Genomic DNA, 17,223 nt, shown 5'->3' on the forward strand with positions numbered 1-17,223 from the left:
GCCGCCACCACGGGCAGGCACGCGGAGCGAGCGCAGCGGGCCTGCCCGTGGTGGGGGTTCCAGGGGGCGCCCCCCTGGGAGAAAACCAGAAAACCCCTAGTGCTCCTTCAGCCCGTTAAGGAACAGGTCGACGTAGTGCTCGGCGATGGTGCGGGTCTTGAGGCGGCCTCCCGGGTGGTACCAGGTGCCGATCTGGTGGACGGTGCCGAAGAAGAAGAGGACGGCGATGTCGGCGGGCATGTCCGTGCGGAAGGACCCCTCGCGCTGGCCCTCCTCGACCAGGTCGCGGAACCGCTCCTGGTAGCGGCGCCGTTCCGCGCGGACGGCCTCGCGGCGGTCGCGGGGGAGCAGGTGGGTGGAGCGGAAGAAGACGGTGAAGTCGTCCAGGTAGAGGAACGAGGTCTCCAGGACGTCGAGGGCGGCGGCGCGCAGCCGCTCCTCGGCGGTGCCGGGACCGTCGGCGATCTGCTCCAGCCGGCGCATCTGCAGGCCGAGGAGCCGGTGGTAGATCTCGTAGAGGAGATCGTCCTTGGAGCCGAAGTAGTGGTACATGGCGCCTTTGGTGACGCCGGCGGCGTTGACGATCTCCTGGACCGAGGTGCCCTCGAAGCCCCTCTCGGCGAACAGCCGGGTGGCGACGGCGAGCAGCCGGTCGGGAAGGGGCACGTCGTCGGAGAGCCGCCCCAGCGAGGCCTGTGTCACGACTCTCCACCTCCGTCCGCGGCCGCCCCCGCGCCGCCGCCCCTGATCAGCCGTCAGCCTACCGGGCGGGAACCCGGTCCAAGAACGGCCGTCGTCGAGGCGGGTGAAACCGGCTGTCGACGGCGCCGCCCCCCGATTCTATCTTCAGGAGAATCCGACCAGTCGGTATGTACAAATGGCCTCAGGGGGAAGTCGAGCGGGTTTCGACCGGCGGGACGGCGGCGGTCCCTCACCAGTCGTCGAGCTCCGGATGCTCGTCCCGGATCCGCTTCTCCAGGAAGCCGAGGTCGGAGCGGCGCCAGCCGATGACGCGCAGCAGGGAGATCTCGTCCTCGTCCTGCACGTCGATCCGCGCCCCGGCGTCCAGCAGCGCGCGGACGAGCGCGGGCGGGCCCTCCTCGAACACCACCACGTGCAGCGGCGTCCGCCCGCAGCCGTCGCGGGCCTCCAGGTCGAGGACGGGCAGCAGCCGGGGCAGCAGCGGCTCCCAGTCCAGCATCGGCAGCGCGTGCAGCAGCGTCCGCCCCCGCGCGTCCCGGACGCGCGGGTCGACCCCGGCGTCCAGGAGGGCGAGCACGCCGGGGGTGTCGCCGTGCTGGACCCGCGCGAGCAGCTCGCGCCGCTGGGCGTCCAGCGCCTTCGGCAGGCGGCCGCCCGCCCGCCACCCGCGGGGGGGGGGCGCGCCGCCCCCCCCGCGCCGCGGACGTGGCCGGAGGGGCCGGTCAGTAGTTGGGGTTGTTGGTCGTCGGGATCTGGATGCTGATCGGGTAGTCGGCCCCGGACAGCACGAGCAGGACGCCCTGCCGGATGATCTCGTCGAACACCCAGTAGAACTCCCGCAGCTCCTTCGGCGCCTTGGTGATGTCGAGGATGCCCTCGCGGACGGCGACGAACGGCGGCCAGAGGTTCTCGAACACCGGATCCCACACCGGCTCCCGCGGGATCTTCAGCCAGCCGGCGATCTCGTCGCCGAGCACGTAGCGGGTGAGCGCGCCGAGGATGTGCTTGGTGAGGATGCCGCCGTCGATGAACGCGGCGAGGTTCAGCAGCATGTCCGCGAGCTTGATGCCCTCGTCGGTCGGCGCGAGGATCGGGTCCAGGACCTGGGCGGCCTGGGAGTTCGCCTCGTCCCACGACTTCGGGATGTACTCGTCCTTGATGCCGAGCATGTGCGCGGCGAGCTGCCAGGAGTGCAGGAAGGCCGCGGACTCGTCCTCGGGGACCGCCACCTTCCACTTGGCGAACTGCTTCATGACCGTCGTCGGCAGGCTGTGCCAGGTGACCATCATGTCCGCCTGGCTGATCGGGATCTTCTCGTCGGCGACCTTGGTCCAGTAGGCGGACTTGGGCAGCAGGTTGCGCACGCCCGCGTGGGCCAGCCGCGTCTTGACGCAGGTCACGATCATCTCGCCGTCGGGCTGGAAGGCCTTCTCGGTGCCGATGTCGTAGCCGAGCTTGGCGGTCTTGGTGATGCGGTCGCGCATGTCCGCGCCGCCCTTGGAGTAGTAGACCGCGCGCGCCTCGTGGGGGATGGCCGTGCTCATCATCCCGCTGGCGAACCCGTAGGTGACGCCGAGGTAGAGGCCGCGCTTCTGGTTGAACTCGAACGCCTTCGCGAGCTTGCCCTGGTCGGTCCAGGAGGGCAGTTGCCGGGCACGCTCCAGGAAGTCGCGCAGATCCGCGGGCAGCCCGCTCGGCAGCGCCTGGCCGTTCTTCGTCCAGGTCTTGAGCAGGTCGTTGACCTTGGGCACGTCGCCGCGTTCGAGCAGCGAGGCGACCAGGGGGTCGGCCTCCTCGTCCCACACCCACCTCGGGTCGGCGCCCTCGCCGCGGCCGACCACCGAGCCCTTGGGCGACCACGTCCACAGTGAGTTCGCTCGCGCGGGCGTCGCGACGGTCAGCGCGCCGAGCGCGCCGAGCGTTCCGCCGGCCATCAGCACGCTGCGCCTGCTGGGTTTCTCCATGCCTTCGCTCCTCCTCGGGGGCCAGACACCTTCCTGACACGCGGTGACGCATCGTCGCGGCCCGCCTTCGGCACGCGGGAAGCCGGTGGCCCGCCGCGGGGACGTGCGAAGCGCGGTCCGGTCGGCCGCCGCGGCAAGGGACACACCCTGGTTTCCGGTGAGCCACCCGGAACACTAGACCGTTATTGGCGTCCCGCCAATAGTTGTTGGCGAGTTGGCTGCGAGATGGCCGGGGAACGGCCGCCTACCGGGGCGGGACGGTGAAGGACGTGCACCGCGGGCTCGGGATCGAGCGCGCCGCCGGCGGACGGCATCGTGTCCGGCGGGGGCGTCAGTGGGATCGCTTGTACTGCGTGAGGAGCGCTTCGAGGCTGCTCACCATGATGGTGTAGTACTCGTGCATCTGGCGGAGGCGTTCGCGCTGGCGTTCGGGCAGGCCGGTGCTGCGCGCGTGGGCGCTCTCGGCGAGTGCCAGTAGCTCGGCCGTCGCGTCCAGTTGGTGCTGGAGGCAGCCCGCCCAGGCGTCGTCGCGCCATTCGTAGACGTAATGGCGCGAGCCGGGCTGCTTGAACCTGCGGACGGTGCCGTTCTCGACCAGCAGGCGCGTCATCTCCGACATCGAGCCCTTGCTGGCGTCCAGCGCCGCCTGCAGTTCCGCCATGGTCATGGGGGCCTCGCCGAGCATGAGGACGGCCGCGGTGCGCCCGGCCATCGGGGGCCATCCCATCGCGCGGCCGATGCGCAGGCCGAAGTCGTCGATCAGGGCGTTCGCGTCGGCGGGGCCATCGTCGCGGGCGGGGCTCGACACGGCCGGGACTCCCATCGATCAGAAGAAAATGAAAGTTCACTCTTGACTGAACTTTCCCCGAGGAGGCAGTCTACCGGCCAGCAGCGGTCCGGACATCGGCGGATCCGCGCTCCCGAGCCGAACGCAGGAGGTTCGCCGTGACGGACACGGGCTGGGACGTCATCGTCGTGGGGGCGGGGTCCGCGGGCGCGGCCCTCGCCGCCCGCTCGGCCGAGCGCGGCAAGCGCGTCCTGCTCCTGGAGGCCGGGCCCGACTACAGGTCGGCGCAGATGCACGAAGCCTGGCGCTCGCCGAACCCGGCGCGCGCGCTGATGGACCCGGAAGCCGTCGCCGGCCTGGTGTGGGACGGCGTCACCTCGTCCCGGACGGACCGGCAGCCGCAGGCGCCCTACTGGCGCGGCCGCGGCGCTGGCGGCAGCTCGTCGATCAACGGGCAGATCGCGATCCGCCCGCCGATGGAGGACTTCGCGGACTGGGCCGCCGCCGGCTGCGCCGGCTGGTCGCCCGAGGACGTCCTGCCGTACTTCGCCCGGCTGGAGGACGACGAGGAGTTCGGCGACGAGCCCTACCACGGGCGCGGCGGCCCCACCCCGATCTTCCGGATGCCGCGGGAGCGGTGGGGCGGCGTGGACGGCGCGCTGGCCGCGGCGGCGCGGGCCGCCGGGCACGCCTGGGCGCCGGACGTGAACGCGCCCGGCGCGGCGGGCGTCTCGCCGTACCCGATCAACTCGCGTGACGGGCGCCGCGTCACCGTCAACGACGGCTACCTCGAACCGGCCCGGTCGCTGCCCGGGCTCACCGTCCGCGGCGACGCCCTGGTCGACCGGGTCCTGTTCGACGGCGACCAGGCCGTCGGCGTCCGCGTCGTCACCGCCGGGACGGCGGCGACCGAGTACGCCGGCGAGATCGTGCTCAGCGCCGGGGTGATCCACTCGCCCGCGATCCTGCTCCGGTCGGGCATCGGCCCGGCCGCGGACCTGCGCCGCCTCGGCATCGAGGTGCGGGCGGACCTCCCCGTCGGGCGCGGGATGCAGGACCACCCGATGGTCGTCGTCGGGCTGCCGCTGACCGCCGAGGCCGCGGTCAGGACGGCCGACGACCGCCACACCAACGTCTGCGTCCGCTACAGCAGCGGCGCCCCCGGGCTCGTCCACGACATGATGTTCGTGTCGCTGAACATGAACGTGCTGGCGATGGAGAGCGCCGACACCAGGTTCCCGATGGGCGGCTTCGGCGTGTGGCTCAACCAGAACCACTCGCGCGGTGCGCTGACCCTGACGTCCGCCGACCCCCGGGTCCAGCCCGAGGTGCGGGAGCGGATGCTGTCGGACGAGCGCGACCTGGCGCGCCTGCGCGACGGCGTCCGCGCCCTGGTCGAGCTGGCGCGCGGCCCCGAGGCCGCCGCCGTCGTCACCGGATCGGTCGAGGCCGCCAACGCCCGCCTGTTCGAGGTCCTGGACGACGACGCGGCGCTCGGCGACCACCTGCTGGCCACCGCGGTGGACGCCCAGCACGGCACCAGCACCTGCCGGATGGGGGCGGCGGGCGACGACTCCGCGGTGGTGGACCCGTCCTGCCGCGTTCGCGGGTTCGAGGGGCTGCGCGTGGTGGACGCCTCGGTCTTCCCGTCCGTCCCGCGGGCCAACACCAACCTGGCATCGATCATGGTCGGCGAGCTCATGGCCGACCGCCTCGCCTGACCCCCGGACGCAACGGACCCGGCAAGGAGCACCGTCCAGTGAACACTCTGCAGAACCTCATCGGCGGACGCCGGGCGGACACCCGCGGCGACGCCTTCCACGAGGTGGTCGACCCGGCGACCGGGGAGGCCGTCGCCCGCTGCCCCAGCGGCTCGCCGGAGGACGTCCGCCTGGCCGTGGACGCCGCCGCCGAGGCGGGGCCGGCCTGGGCGGCGCTGCCCGTCGCCGAGCGGGTGGCGCGGCTGACCCGGTGGGCGGACGCGGTGGCCGGGCACGCCGCCGAGCTCGCCGAGATCGAATGCCGCGAGATGGGCAAGCCGGTCGCGCTCGGCACGGCCTTCATCGGCGGCGCGGCGCTCGCGTTCAAGGCCGCCGTGGCCGAGGCCCTCGACTACCCCTTCGAGGAGACGGTCGCCGGGCCGGACGGCGGGACCACCACCATCCTGCGCACCCCGGTCGGCGTCGCCGCGGTGATCGTCCCGTGGAACTTCCCGGTGCCGATGACGCTCGGCGCGATCGGCCCGCTGCTCGCCGCGGGGAACACCGTCGTGCTCAAGCCGTCCGAGCGGTCCCCGATGTCGGCGGTGCGGCTGCTGGAGCTGGCGGACCTGCCGCCCGGCGTGGTGAACCTCGTCCACGGCGACTCCCGGGCGGGCGTGCCGCTGGTCGCGGACGAGCGGGTCGGGCTCGTCCACTTCACCGGCTCCGTCGAGGCGGGCCGCCAGGTCGGCGCGGAGACCGGCGGGCGGCTGACCCGCTCGGTCCTCGAACTCGGCGGGAAGGACCCCGTGGTCGTCGACGCCGGCGTGGACCCGGTCGCCACCGCCGCGGCCGTCGCGTTCGGCGCGTTCGCCAACTCGGGCCAGATCTGCACGTCGATGGAGCGCATCTACGTGCACCAGGACGTCGCCGAGGCGTTCGTCGACGCGCTCGTGGACGCGGCCCGGACCTACACCCTCGGCGACGGCCGCGACGAGTCGACGGTGCTCGGCCCGCTCGTCGACCAGCGGCAGCGCGCCATCGTCGAACGGCACGTCGCCGACGCCGTCGAGCGCGGCGCGAAGGTCCGCGTCGGCGGCGAGACGCCCGAGGGCAGGGGCTTCTTCTACCCGGCGACCGTGCTCACGGACGTGGACGACTCCATGCTCGTGATGACCGAGGAGACCTTCGGTCCCCTCGCCCCGGTCGCGGTCGTCCCGTCCTTCGAGGAGGGCCTGGCCAGGGCGGCCAGGACGCGCTTCGGCCTCGCCGCCACCGTCTACACCGACGATCCCGCGCACATGGCCGCCGCCCGCGCGATCCCGGCCGGGGTCGTCTGGGTGAACCGGTGGCAGGGCGGCGGCCCCGAGCGGCTGTACGAGCCGGCGGGCGACAGCGGCATGGGCGCGACCGGGTCCAGGGCCGCCTACGACGCCGCCACCCGTCCCGTCTCGATCCACACCGCCCCCGCGCCCGCCGGGCCGCCGGACGAGAGTTCGCATTGATGATGCCGTGGCCCCCTGCTTAGCTGGAGCCATGATCGGAATGCGCGACTTCGGCGAGGCCGACGCCCCCGCGCTGGTCTCGTGGGTCGACGGCCCGGCCGCCCTGGTGATGTGGTCGGGCCCCACCGGGTTCACGTGGCCGCTCGACCGCGCGCAGCTCGCCCGGTACGCGGCCAAGGCCGGTCCGGGGCTCCGGATCTGGACGTTCATCGACGAGGAGAGCCCCGCCGAGGCGGTCGCGCACGCGTCCCTGACCGTCGACCCGCAGGGCCGGACGGCCCGGCTCGGACGCGTCCTGGTCGACCCCGCCCAGCGCGGCCGCGGCATCGGGGCCGCGCTGGTCGGAGCCGTCCAGCGGGTGGCGTTCGACGACATGGGCGTGCACAGGCTCGGCCTGGGGGTCTTCGCCCACAACGGCACGGCCATCGCCCTCTACGAGCGGCTGGGGTTCGTCCGGGAGGGGCTGTCCCGGGAGGTCGTCGAGGTGGACGGCGCCTGGTGGTCGTCCATCGAGATGTCGATGCTCGACCGCGAGTGGCACGGCCGCGGCCCCGGCGCGGCTACTTCACCGTCCGGGCGCTGACGCGGGTCGTGAGCCACTGGTCGATCTCGTCGCGCACGGCGACCAGGTCGTAGGTGCGCTGGTCGACGTTGTCGGCGCGCAGCTCGAACACCGGGATGCCGGCGCGTTCGAGCGTCTCGGTGATGAACCAGCCGCTGCGGGCGTCCTCGCCGACCAGGTGCACGACGCCGTCGACCTGGTGCAGGCGGGCCTCCTTGAGGTACCACTCCGTCGACCACGGCGGCCGGTAGAGCTGGTCGGAGAAGGCGGCGAAACGGGCGGCGAGGGCGCGCATCGGGTCGTCGCCGTAGCGGATGTAGCCGTCGGCGGCGATCGCCAGGTACATCGACCAGACGAACACCGCGCCGTGGCGTTCCTCGAAGTGGCGGTAGAAGTCCATGTCGTACCAGAGGCCGCGGCCGATCCACATCAGCCGGAGGCGCTCGCCGGGGCAGGCGGCCTCGCCGGCCGCGACGCGTTCGGCGACCTCGTCGTGGAAGCGCTTGGCCGCGTCGCGGGCCCAGACGGTGCCGCGGTGCCATTGCGGGATCATGACGCTGGAGATGCTGTCGTCCACGCGCAGCGGGACGGGGCGCGTGCGGGCGATGAGGTCGCGGGTGCGGCGGTTCCATTCCTCCTGCTCGTTGACCAGCGCCATCACCTCGCGGAACCGCGACTCGCGGAAAACGCGGCCGGTGGTGGTCTCCAGGAAGCGCACCAGCCCTTCCAGCTCGGAGACCATCAGGTCGAGGCGGGGGGTGCCGACGGCGCTCTCCCACTGCCCGGGCATGAGGTCCCACCAGTTGACCGGGACGGTGTCGGCGGCGGCGCTCTCCAGCGGGTAGTACGCGACGCCGTCCTGCTCCTCCCAGATGTCGAAGAGCTTGCGGGAGGCGTCGCCGGTGGTCTCGCCGAGGACGATCGTGGGGCGCGGCAGCCCGCCCCACGGCGGGTCGGGGACCTCCGCGAACGCGGACGCCAGGGACGTGGCGCTGTACTGCTCGGAGTAGTCGGGGTAGCCGTGCTCGCGGAGGGTCCGCAGGTACTCGCCGGTGCGCTGCTTGGCGGCGACGACGGACGCCCACCACTGGTTCACCACGTACGGGATGCCCATCGTCCGGAAGATCTCCTGCGGGGCGTCGGCGTTGACCAGGGCGAAGGGCTCGCCGCCGGCGACGGCCTCGCGGAGTCCGGCGAACCATTCCCGCTGGTGGCGGGCGGCCTCCTCGGAGGAGGTCAGGAGCTTGTTCCGCCGGGCCATCAGAGGGCCTCTCCCTTCGGGCGGGCGGCGCCGAGGGCGCCGGTGATGAGGGGCAGGGCGTCGTCGCCGAGTTCGCCGTAGCGGCGGTGTTCGAGGATCACCGCGGGCACGCCGGCCGCCCGGCGCTGGGCCGGGAAGTCCCAGGCGGGCGCCTCGTCCATGGCGCGGACGTAGGAGACGAGCAGGTCGGGACGGGAGCGTTCGGCGATGGCGGCGGTCTGGCGGGCGCGGACCCGGATCGACGACCGCGCGGAGGTCGGTCCCCGGTACTGGTACCGCTCGGCGAGCGCGTCGAGGGTGGGCTCGCCGACGAGGGGGTCGGCGAGCGCGTCGCCCCAGTCGTGGTCGTCGGCGACGATCACATGGCCGGCGTCCTCGATCGCCCGGTACACCGCGGGACCGTCGTGGGCGCTGCCGGTGAGGTAGATCCGCCGTCCGTCGTGGCGGGGGAGGCCGGCCTCGGCGCGCAGCAGCCGGACGAGGAGCCCCGCGTGGTCGCCGGCCGGGAGCGCGGCGCCGGCGCCGATCGCGATCAGCGCCTCCTCGCCGCGCAGCGCGGGGCGGTCGGCGGTGCGCAGCCGCCGCAGTGCGCGCATCAGCCGCCGGGCCTCGTCGTGCTGCCGGACGGCCGCGGAGAGGTCGTCCTCCCCGATGCGCCGTCCCGACCAGCGTTCGAGCAGTTCCTTGGTCTCGGCGAGCCGGACGCGGTTGTAGCGGGTGGTGGTGCGGTGCGGCAGGTGCAGGATGTCGACGAGGTGCGTGCGCGGCAGAGCGGGTTCGACGCCGAGCCGCTGCAGTTCGCGGACGGTGTAGAACAGGCGCAGGGAGCCCGCGCAGTCGTTGGAGACCAGCAGCAGGTCGAGGTCCGGCTCGCCCCGCAGCAGCCCGGCCAGGATGGAGCGGGACGCGGGGTCCAGGCCGGTGCCGAGGTAGTGGTCGGCGAGGGCGCGGTCGCGGCCGGGGTCTCCGGCGAGCCGCACCGGCAGCGCGCCGGCGGCGGTGACGAGCTCGACGGGGACGTCGGCGCCCACGCACCCGACGACGGGCGCGCCGGTCGCCCGCCACCGCCGGATCGCGGCGGCGCGGTCGTCGTAGGCGTCGCGCAGTTCCTTGAGCGCGGCGGGCACGGCGCTCACAGCACGCCCTCGTCGGCGAGCGCGGCCAAGCGCCCGGCGGAGTAGCCGAGCAGCCCGCCGAGCACCTCCTCGGTGTGCTGGCCGAGGTGGGGCGCCGGACGGTCGAGGCCGGCGCCGGAGACGGAGAACGTGATCGGGATGCCGGGGCCGAGCAGTCCGGTCGGGCCGTGGTCGGGGTGGACGAGCTCGACGACCTCGCGGCGGGCGAGGACGGATGCGTCCCGGACGGCCTCGGCCGGTTCGCGCACCTCCGCGGCCGGCACGCCGTGGTCGGCGAGCCGCTTGATCACCTCGGCCCGGGCCAGCCCGGACGTCCAGGACCGGATCATCTCGTGCAGGTCCGCGGCGTTGCGGACGCGCCGGTCGCGGGTGGCGAAGCGGTCGTCGCCGGCCAGGTCGGCACGTTCCATCGCGGCGAAGACCCCGCGGGCGAACGCGTCGGTCGGGCCGCACAGGGCGATCCAGCCGTCGGACGCCGGGAACACGCCGAACGGCGCGAGCCGCGGCACCGTCGCCCCGGTGCGGGCCGGCAGCCCCATCGCCTCGAAGGCGTCGAACGGCTCGCACGCCAGCAGGGAGGTGAGCGCGCCGAGCATCGACACGTCGACGTGCTGGCCCTCGCCGGTGCGGTCGGCGTGCAGGACGGCGGCGAGGGTGCCGACGACCGCGTACAGCGGGGCGAGCAGGTCGCCGACGGGCAGGCCGAACCGCACCGGCGGGTCGCCCGGCTCCCCGGCCGTCATCATCACGCCGCTCAGCGCCTGGATGATGGTGTCCATCGCCTTGCCCGTCCCGGACCCGCCGCCCTGGGCGCCGAACCCGCTGATCGAGGTGTAGACGATCCGGGGGTTGGCGTCCCGCGCGGCCCGGTAGCCGACACCGAGCCGGTCGGCGGTGCCGGCGGCGTAGTTCTCGACCACCACGTCGGCGTGCCGGACCAGGTCGGCGAAGACCTCGCGGCCCCGCGGCTTCTTGAGGTCGAGGGTGATGCTCTTCTTGTTGCGGCCGCGGGTCAGCATCGACACCGACATGTCCCGGGCGTCGCGGCGTTCGGCGGCCGGGCCGTCCGCGCGGGCGTACGGGGAGTTCCCGCGCGAGGCGTCCCCGCCGGCCGCCGGATTCTCGATCTTGATGACGGTCGCGCCGAGGCCGGCCAGCAGCAGGGTGGCGTAGGGGCCGGCGAGCGCGGTCGTCAGGTCCAGGACGGTCCTGCCGTCCAGCGGTCGTGCCGTCATCGTGCGCTCCCGTCCACGCCGGTCAGTTCGATCTCGGTGTCGCCGCGCCACCGCGTCGCGGTGTCGAGCCCGGCGCGGCGTCCGATGTCGGCGATGTAGCCGGCGACGTCCTCGCCGCCTTCGCCGCGCCGGCGCGGCACGGGACGTCCGCGGTCGTCGATCCGGCAGGGCACGTAGCCCGCGCCCGTGATGCCGGACGCGCCGAAGCGCAGGGTGGCGATGGCGGTGTTCCGGCTCTCGGGATGGAACGGGTAGAACGGCATGTCCGGGTCGGGCGTGAATCCGTAGAGCTCGACGCGGCGGCGCGCCCAGGCCTCGATCTCGGCGCTGTCGCCGCCGGTCGGGGTGAGGGCGCGGGTGACGGTGACGAAGTTGCCGAGGCCGTGGTAGACCGGGCGGCCGCGGTACACCTCGATGCCGCGCATGATGTGCGCGTGGTGGCCGACGACCGCGTCCGCGCCCGCGTCGATCGCGGCGTGCGCGACCGGCCGCTCGTACATGGCGATCGCCGCCGGGGTGTGGCCCACGCCCTTGTGGAAGGCGACCAGGACGGCGTCGGCCTCGGCGCGCGCGGCCCGCACGTCGTCGGCGAGGCGGTCCAGGTCGTCGGGCTCGGCGAAGGTGTAGACGCGCGGCGGCCCGCCGGGGCTCGCGTGGTCGAGCTCGTAGTGGGTCATGACGTGGACGTAGGCGCATCCGGCCTTGGTGGACGTGGCCCACGACTCGCGAGGGCCGACGCAGTTGTAGCTGAGCACGGCCAGCCGCACCCCGCCGCGTTCGACGACGGCCGGGCGGCGGGCCGCCGGCAGGTTCGGGCCCGCTCCGGTGGTGGCCAGCCCGTTGGCCTCCAGGTGCCGGATCGTGTCGGCGATGCCGGTCGCGCCGGCGTCGTAGATGTGGTTGCCCGCGAGGGTCGCGACGCCGAACCCCGCGCCGGGCAGCGCCGCCAGGGCGGCGGGGTCGGCGGGCGGGGCGGGCACGTCGGTGCTGGTCCGCTCGGTGGAGTCCGAGTGCGGGACCTCGATGTGGGCGACCGCGACGTGCGCGCCCAGCAGGGTCTCGCGCGCCGGGTCGAAGAAAGAGGCGGGGCCGGGCTCGTCGAGGATGACGTCGCCGACGGCCATGACGGTGATCTCCGCGCTCATGCGCCGGCCCCGGTCGAAGTCGCGGCCGCTGGCGTGGTCGGTGCAGTGGTCGGTGGCGCGGTCGGTGCGGCGGTCAAGGGTTCGGCGACGCCGTTCAACTCGTCCACGAACACGCGCACCTCCCGGACGAGCCGCTCCGGGCTCTCGGTGCCGATGAAATGGCCCTCGTCCTCGAACAGCACGGCCTTGGCGCCCCGCACCGAGCGCGCGGCGCGCAGCGCCGACTCGGGCGAGATGACCCCGTCGCGCATCGCCGCGAGGATCAGCACGGGAACGCGGATGCCGCGCAGCACCTCCGCCAGGTCCTCGTCCGTCCGCGCGTCCGGGAACGGCTTGCCCTGGTTGATGAGGGTCTCCCGCTCCGGTTGGGCGAGGTACTGCTCGACCCGGCGGGCGATCTGCTCCTCCCGGGCCGCGCGGCGCACCGGGTCGTCGGTCGGCCCGTACATGATCCGGAGCTGCTCGGCGACGATCCCGGGGGAGCGGCGGTTCTCGATCATCCGGCGGCGCCCGGCGGACGACGCGGTGCCGCCGTCGCGGTCGTGCGGGGTGCCGACCACCGAGATCAGCGCCTTCAGCCGCTCGGGCCGGCGGGCCGCCAGGTGCCAGCCGATCCCGCCGCCGTGGGAGATCCCGGTGTAGATGAACCGGTCGACTCCGAGCCGGTCGGCGAAGGCGCGGACGTCGTCGGCCCACTGGTCCAGCCAGCCCTGCGCGGGCGGCTCGTCGGGGTGGCTGGACCGGCCGTAGCCGCGGGCCTGGATCGTGTACACGTGGTAGCCGGTGGGCGGCGCGGCCAGGCAGGCCGGGTACGCGCCCGGGTCGAACGCCATCGCGGACGACAGGACGACCTCGTCTCCGTCGCCGTACTCGTCGTAGTACAGCTCGGCGTCCGCTATCTGCATCACAGGCATGGGGAGCCCTCCTCATCGTCGGGCCGGTGGTCCGGCGTCGACCGTGGTTCGGTGGGGGCGAGGAACAGCCGGATCTGCTCGATCAGCGGCTCCGGCTCCTCGTCCAGAAGCGTGGTGTGGCCGTGGTCCTGGAACAGGACGAGGCGGGCGCCGGGGACGGCGGAGGCCGCCCGCAGGTTGTCCTCGGGCCGGCAGAGCCGGTCCTGGATCCCGCCCGCGACCAGGACGGGGATGTCGATGGCGCGCAGCGCGTCCGCGACCTCGGCGTCGGTGCGCAGGTGGGGGAGGGCGACGCCGGCCCGCGGCAGGGCGCTCTGGGCGAGCGTTTCGAGGCCCTTCAGATAGGACTCGCGCGCTCTCTCGCGCCGCCGCAGCCGGACCGGGTCGGACGTGGGCGGCCGCATCGACGCGAAGACTTCCTCGGCCAGCCGCCGGTCGCGGACGGCGGCCTCGCGCTGCTCCCACCCGGACGGCGGCCGGGACCCGCCGTCACGTCCGTGCGGTGCGCCGACGACCGAGATCAGCGCCCGGAGGCCCGGCGGGCGATCGAGCGCCAGGTGCCAGCCGACGACCGCGCCGTGCGACGCTCCGGCGTAGACGTAGTCCGTCTCGCCGAGGGCCTCGGCCACGCGGGCGACGTCCAGTGCCCACCGCCGGTACCAGCGGTCGCCCAGGTCCTCGTTCGGGCGCAACGTGCCGTCGGTCCCGCGCAGTTCCAGGGACAGCACGTTCCAGCCCGGGGTGCCGGCCAGCATCCGCAGCCACGGCGGACGGGACGGGCCGCCCGGTCCCTGGTGCGCCGCGACGACCGTCCGCGCGCCGCGGCCGAGCCGCGTCCAGCGCAGGTCGGCGCCGTCCACCCGCACCGAGCCCTCGGCCGCCCGCGCGTGCCCCGTCGCGCGCGTGTCTCCGGCAGGCGGCGGACCGGTGGCCGCACGGCGGGTCATGGCGCCAGCTCCTTCATCAGCCGGTCCCGGACGCCCTCGGCCGCGCTGTCGACCGTCGAGACGATCCGCCCGAGCTTGAGGACGGCCACGCGGTCGGCGACCCGGAGGCTGAGGTCGACGTTCTGCTCCGCCATGAGCAGGGACGTGCCCCGCCGCTCCCGTTCGGCCCGCAGGACGTCGCCGACCGTGTCGACGACGCTGGGCTGCAGGCCGTCGCTGATCTCGTCGATGATCAGCAACCGCGGTTCGCGGAGCAGCGCCAGGGCGAGCACGAGCATCTTCTGCTCCCCGCCGGACAGCGTGCCGGCGGTCTGCCAGAGCCGCTTCTCCAGCACCGGGAAGTACGCGAGCACTTCCTCGCGCCGTTCGGCCTTGTGGCCGCGGCGGGCGTGCATCGTGGCCGCCTGAAGGTTCTCCGCGACGGTCAGGTCGGCGAACAGGTTCCCCTCCTGGGCGGCGTAGCCGACGCCCAGGCGCACGATCCGGTGCGGCGCGCGGCCGGTGATATCGGCGCCGCCGACGCGGACCGCGCCGGCGGCCCGCCCGGCATGCCCCATGATCGCCTTGAGCAGCGTCGTCTTGCCCATGCCGTTGCGGCCGACGACCGCGAGCGCCTCGCCGGGGGCGACGTCGAACGTCACGCCGTGGATGACGGTCGCGGCGCCGTACCCGGCGTCGAGGTCCCGGACGTGCAGGTCGAGGGTCTCCGCGGTGCCCGCGCTGGTGCCGGCGCTCATCGGACCGCCGTCCCGAGGTAGGCGCTGCGCACGACCTCCGAGCCCCGGACGGTCTCGGGCGGGCCGTCCTCGATGACGCGGCCGCCGTGCAGCACCACGACGCGGTCGGAGACCCGGATGACGAAGTCGAGGTCGTGTTCGATGAGCACGACCGCGATCCCGATGTCGCGCAGATGCTCCAGCACCCGGCCGATGTCGTGGCGCTCGTGGGCGGTCAGGCCGGCGGTGGGCTCGTCCAGGATGATCACGCGGGGCCGCGCCGCGACGGCCATCGCCACCTCCAGGCCCTGCCGCAGGCCGTGCGAGAGGTCGGACGACAGGGTGCCGGCCCGCCCGTCCAGCCCGGCGATCCGCACGATGTCGACCACGGCCGGGGCGACCTCGACGGTCGCGCTGCGCCGCCATGGCGAGGGCGGCGCGCCGCGCCGGTCGGCGAGCAGCAGCGCCTCGGCCACGGTGAGGCTGGCGAAGACCGACGGGATCTGGAACTTGCGCCCCACGCCCGCGCGGGCGATCCGGTGCGCCGCCGGGCGCTCGCCGAGCCGGTGCCCCGGCAGGAGGTACTCGACCTCGCCCTGCGCCCGCAGCCGCCGGTCGGTGACGACGCTGGTCAGCGTCGACTTGCCGGCGCCGTTGGGGCCGACGACGCACAGCAGCTCCCCGGCGACGACGTCGAGGGTGACGCCGTCCAGCACGCGCAGGGACCCGTAGCCGAACACCAGGTCGCGGATGCGGATCACCGGCCGCCCGCCGCCGGGTTCCCCGGCGGGCCGGGCGGGCGCGGCGGTGACGGCGCGGCCGCGCGGCGGGTACCGGCGGGAGAGCAGCCGCCCGGCGAGCCGGACGAGCGGGCCGATGAGCCCGCCGGGGACGAACACCACGACGGCGATCAGCAGCGCGCCCTCGATGATCGTCCACTGGGCGGGGAAGTGCTCGTTCAGCTTGGCGCCGGCCAGGCTCATCACGATCGCGCCGATCATCGGGCCGACGATGGTGGCGCGGCCGCCGACGGCGACCCACACCAGCATCGAGGTGGCGAGCGTGAAGCCGAACTGGCCGTCGTTGGCGACGCCGGTCATCATCGCGAACACCGCCCCGGCGAGCGCGGTGACGGCGGCGCCCGCCGTGAACACGCCGATCTTGACGTTGACGTCGTTGTAGCCGAGGTAGCGGGCCCGCGGCGCGTTGTCGCGGACGGCCCGCATCAGCAGCCCGAAGTCGCTGCGCACGACCACCAGCGCCACCGTGACCGTCACGGCCAGCAGCGCGGCGGTGATGTAGTACCAGCCGAGCGGGGTGACGTTCTGCAGGTTGAAGCCGAACAGCCCGTTCTCGCCGCCGCCGAGCGCCGGCGTCTGGTCGTAGACGGTGACGGCGGCCGTGGCGAGCGCGAGCGTCACCACGACGATGTAGAAGTCGTTCGAGCGGCGCGACGACAGGCACAGCCGCGCGACGCTCGCGGCCAGGGCGGTCGCGGCGGCGACCCCGACCAGCGTGCCGAGGGCGTAGCGTCCGAACGAGCCGTGCACCTCGGTGACCAGCCCGACGTCGGACAGCACCGTGGTGGCATGGCCGACCGACAGTGCGCCGATGCCGAACCAGAGGGCGTGCCCGAGGTCGGGGACGCCGGCGTACCCCCACACGAAGTCCAGGCTCACCGCGACGATCGCGTACAGGAACGCCTGGGCGAGGAGCTGCTGGTAGTAGGTGCCGGTGAGGTACGGCGCCACCAGCACGACCACGGCCGCCGCCGCCGTCGCGATGACGACCGGCCTAGACATGGGCCCTCCTGAACCGCCGCAGGTCGATGCCGTCGGGCAGGAGGCCGAGCACGATGACGGCCACGGCGATGACGGCGACGGTCGCGTACGCGGGCTTCGACCAGTAGGCGAACCCGACCTGCACGACCGACAGGGTGATGCCGGAGACGACCAGGCCGTGCAGCGTCCGGCCGGACATCATCACCGCGAGGAACGCGGGGATGAGCAGGTTGCCGGCGAAGTTCGGATCGATCCCGGAGATCGGGCCGAGCAGGACGCCGACGAACCCGGCGAGCGCGCAGCCGAGCACGAACGTCGCCTGCCGGACCAGCAGCGTGTTGATGCCGCTGTCCTCGGCGAGGTCCGGGTCGGCCATGCACATCCGCACCCGCAGCCCGACGCGGGTGAACCGGGTCAGTGCCCACATCGCCGCCACCAGCAGGATCGCGGCCGCCACCAGCAGCACCCGGTACTTCTGCCAGGTGGTGCCGAACAGGTGGAACGAGCCGTGCAGCGGCGTCGCCATGACGCGGCTGTCCGGGCCGTACCGCAGCGTGATGAGCTGGGTCAGGATCAGCGACAGGCCCCAGGTCGCGAGCATCGTCTCCAGCATCCGCTCCCGGACGCGGCGCAGCAGCAGCGTCTCGGCGGCGGCGCCGATCAGGCCGGCGAGCACCGCGGCGGCGAGCGCCCCCGTCCAGAAGCCGAGCCGGGGCCCGACCTCCAGCCCGGTGTAGACGCCGACGGCCATGAAGCCCGTCTGGGCGAGGTTGACGATGTGCATCAGGCCCAGCACGATCGCCAGCCCCATCACGACCAGCAGCGTGGTCGCGCTCGTGTTGATCATGCTGATCAGAACGGTCATGCC

Annotated in this window: 16 protein-coding genes; 3 read left to right on the forward strand and 13 right to left on the reverse strand. The window is 73.9% G+C overall.

All coding sequences use genetic code 11. The annotated features are described in order from the left end of the window. Window positions 1-96: 96 nt before the first annotated feature. The 4 genes from ABZ914_RS06365 to ABZ914_RS06380 all read right to left on the reverse strand — a co-directional run bounded on the left by ABZ914_RS06365 (window position 97) and on the right by ABZ914_RS06380 (window position 3,489). Entirely contained in the window at window positions 97-702 is a 606-nt protein-coding gene (locus ABZ914_RS06365; RefSeq protein ID WP_500192031.1) for a TetR/AcrR family transcriptional regulator, read from the reverse strand. 229 nt (window positions 703-931) lie between these two features. Further along, entirely contained in the window at window positions 932-1,348 is a 417-nt protein-coding gene (locus tag ABZ914_RS06370; RefSeq protein WP_500192078.1) for an ankyrin repeat domain-containing protein, read from the reverse strand. A gap of 76 nt (window positions 1,349-1,424) precedes the next feature. Next, window positions 1,425-2,666 carry an oxygenase MpaB family protein gene (locus ABZ914_RS06375; protein ID WP_500192032.1) on the reverse strand — a complete coding sequence of 414 codons (1,242 nt, stop codon included), beginning with the start codon at window positions 2,664-2,666 and terminating at the stop codon, window positions 1,425-1,427. Window positions 2,667-2,997: 331 nt separating this feature from the next. Beyond that, window positions 2,998-3,489: a GbsR/MarR family transcriptional regulator gene (locus tag ABZ914_RS06380; RefSeq protein WP_500192033.1), complete on the reverse strand. Its 492-nt coding sequence runs from the start codon at window positions 3,487-3,489 to the stop codon at window positions 2,998-3,000. A gap of 122 nt (window positions 3,490-3,611) precedes the next feature. Here ABZ914_RS06380 and ABZ914_RS06385 point away from each other — a divergent pair, with 122 nt between their 5' ends. From ABZ914_RS06385 to ABZ914_RS06395, 3 genes are read left to right on the forward strand one after another with little or no spacing between them, the layout of a single operon-like run. Continuing rightward, on the forward strand, window positions 3,612-5,174 hold the full coding sequence (locus tag ABZ914_RS06385) for a GMC family oxidoreductase (protein WP_500192034.1): 1,563 nt from the start codon (window positions 3,612-3,614) through the stop codon (window positions 5,172-5,174). A gap of 38 nt (window positions 5,175-5,212) precedes the next feature. Next, the gene (locus ABZ914_RS06390) at window positions 5,213-6,658 is read left to right on the forward strand and encodes an aldehyde dehydrogenase family protein (protein WP_500192035.1); all 1,446 of its coding nucleotides are present in this window, start codon (window positions 5,213-5,215) and stop codon (window positions 6,656-6,658) included. Between the two features lie 31 nt (window positions 6,659-6,689). Then, entirely contained in the window at window positions 6,690-7,241 is a 552-nt protein-coding gene (locus ABZ914_RS06395; protein ID WP_500192036.1) for a GNAT family N-acetyltransferase, read from the forward strand. Here the strand turns inward: ABZ914_RS06395 and ABZ914_RS06400 are convergent. From ABZ914_RS06400 to ABZ914_RS06440, 9 genes are read right to left on the reverse strand one after another with little or no spacing between them, the layout of a single operon-like run. Further along, entirely contained in the window at window positions 7,219-8,481 is a 1,263-nt protein-coding gene (locus ABZ914_RS06400; RefSeq protein ID WP_500192037.1) for a 2-hydroxyacyl-CoA dehydratase, read from the reverse strand. The two genes, ABZ914_RS06395 and ABZ914_RS06400, sit on opposite strands and share 23 nt — an antisense overlap. Continuing rightward, window positions 8,481-9,617, reverse strand: a complete 1,137-nt coding sequence (locus tag ABZ914_RS06405) for a 2-hydroxyacyl-CoA dehydratase (protein ID WP_500192038.1) — start codon at window positions 9,615-9,617, stop codon at window positions 8,481-8,483. Before ABZ914_RS06405 ends, ABZ914_RS06400 begins: the two co-directional genes overlap by 1 nt. Beyond that, window positions 9,614-10,852, reverse strand: coding sequence for a CaiB/BaiF CoA transferase family protein (locus ABZ914_RS06410; RefSeq protein WP_500192039.1), 1,239 nt, complete (start codon window positions 10,850-10,852; stop codon window positions 9,614-9,616). Before ABZ914_RS06410 ends, ABZ914_RS06405 begins: the two co-directional genes overlap by 4 nt. Continuing rightward, on the reverse strand, window positions 10,849-11,997 hold the full coding sequence (locus ABZ914_RS06415) for a CapA family protein (RefSeq protein ID WP_500192040.1): 1,149 nt from the start codon (window positions 11,995-11,997) through the stop codon (window positions 10,849-10,851). Before ABZ914_RS06415 ends, ABZ914_RS06410 begins: the two co-directional genes overlap by 4 nt. Beyond that, window positions 11,994-12,911, reverse strand: a complete 918-nt coding sequence (locus tag ABZ914_RS06420; protein WP_500192041.1) for an alpha/beta fold hydrolase — start codon at window positions 12,909-12,911, stop codon at window positions 11,994-11,996. Before ABZ914_RS06420 ends, ABZ914_RS06415 begins: the two co-directional genes overlap by 4 nt. Further along, the gene (locus ABZ914_RS06425; RefSeq protein WP_500192042.1) at window positions 12,902-13,858 is read right to left on the reverse strand and encodes an alpha/beta fold hydrolase; all 957 of its coding nucleotides are present in this window, start codon (window positions 13,856-13,858) and stop codon (window positions 12,902-12,904) included. Before ABZ914_RS06425 ends, ABZ914_RS06420 begins: the two co-directional genes overlap by 10 nt. Then, complete coding sequence (locus tag ABZ914_RS06430) at window positions 13,855-14,595, reverse strand: ABC transporter ATP-binding protein (protein ID WP_500192043.1); 741 nt, start codon at window positions 14,593-14,595, stop codon at window positions 13,855-13,857. The genes ABZ914_RS06425 and ABZ914_RS06430 overlap by 4 nt, the downstream gene beginning before the upstream one ends. After that, the gene (locus tag ABZ914_RS06435; protein WP_500192044.1) at window positions 14,592-16,376 is read right to left on the reverse strand and encodes a branched-chain amino acid ABC transporter ATP-binding protein/permease; all 1,785 of its coding nucleotides are present in this window, start codon (window positions 16,374-16,376) and stop codon (window positions 14,592-14,594) included. The genes ABZ914_RS06430 and ABZ914_RS06435 overlap by 4 nt, the downstream gene beginning before the upstream one ends. Further along, window positions 16,369-17,220 carry a branched-chain amino acid ABC transporter permease gene (locus ABZ914_RS06440; RefSeq protein WP_500192045.1) on the reverse strand — a complete coding sequence of 284 codons (852 nt, stop codon included), beginning with the start codon at window positions 17,218-17,220 and terminating at the stop codon, window positions 16,369-16,371. Before ABZ914_RS06440 ends, ABZ914_RS06435 begins: the two co-directional genes overlap by 8 nt. Window positions 17,221-17,223 lie beyond the last annotated feature (3 nt).

Source organism: Spirillospora sp. NPDC046719 (assembly GCF_040645715.1).
GTDB lineage: Bacteria > Actinomycetota > Actinomycetes > Streptosporangiales > Streptosporangiaceae > Spirillospora.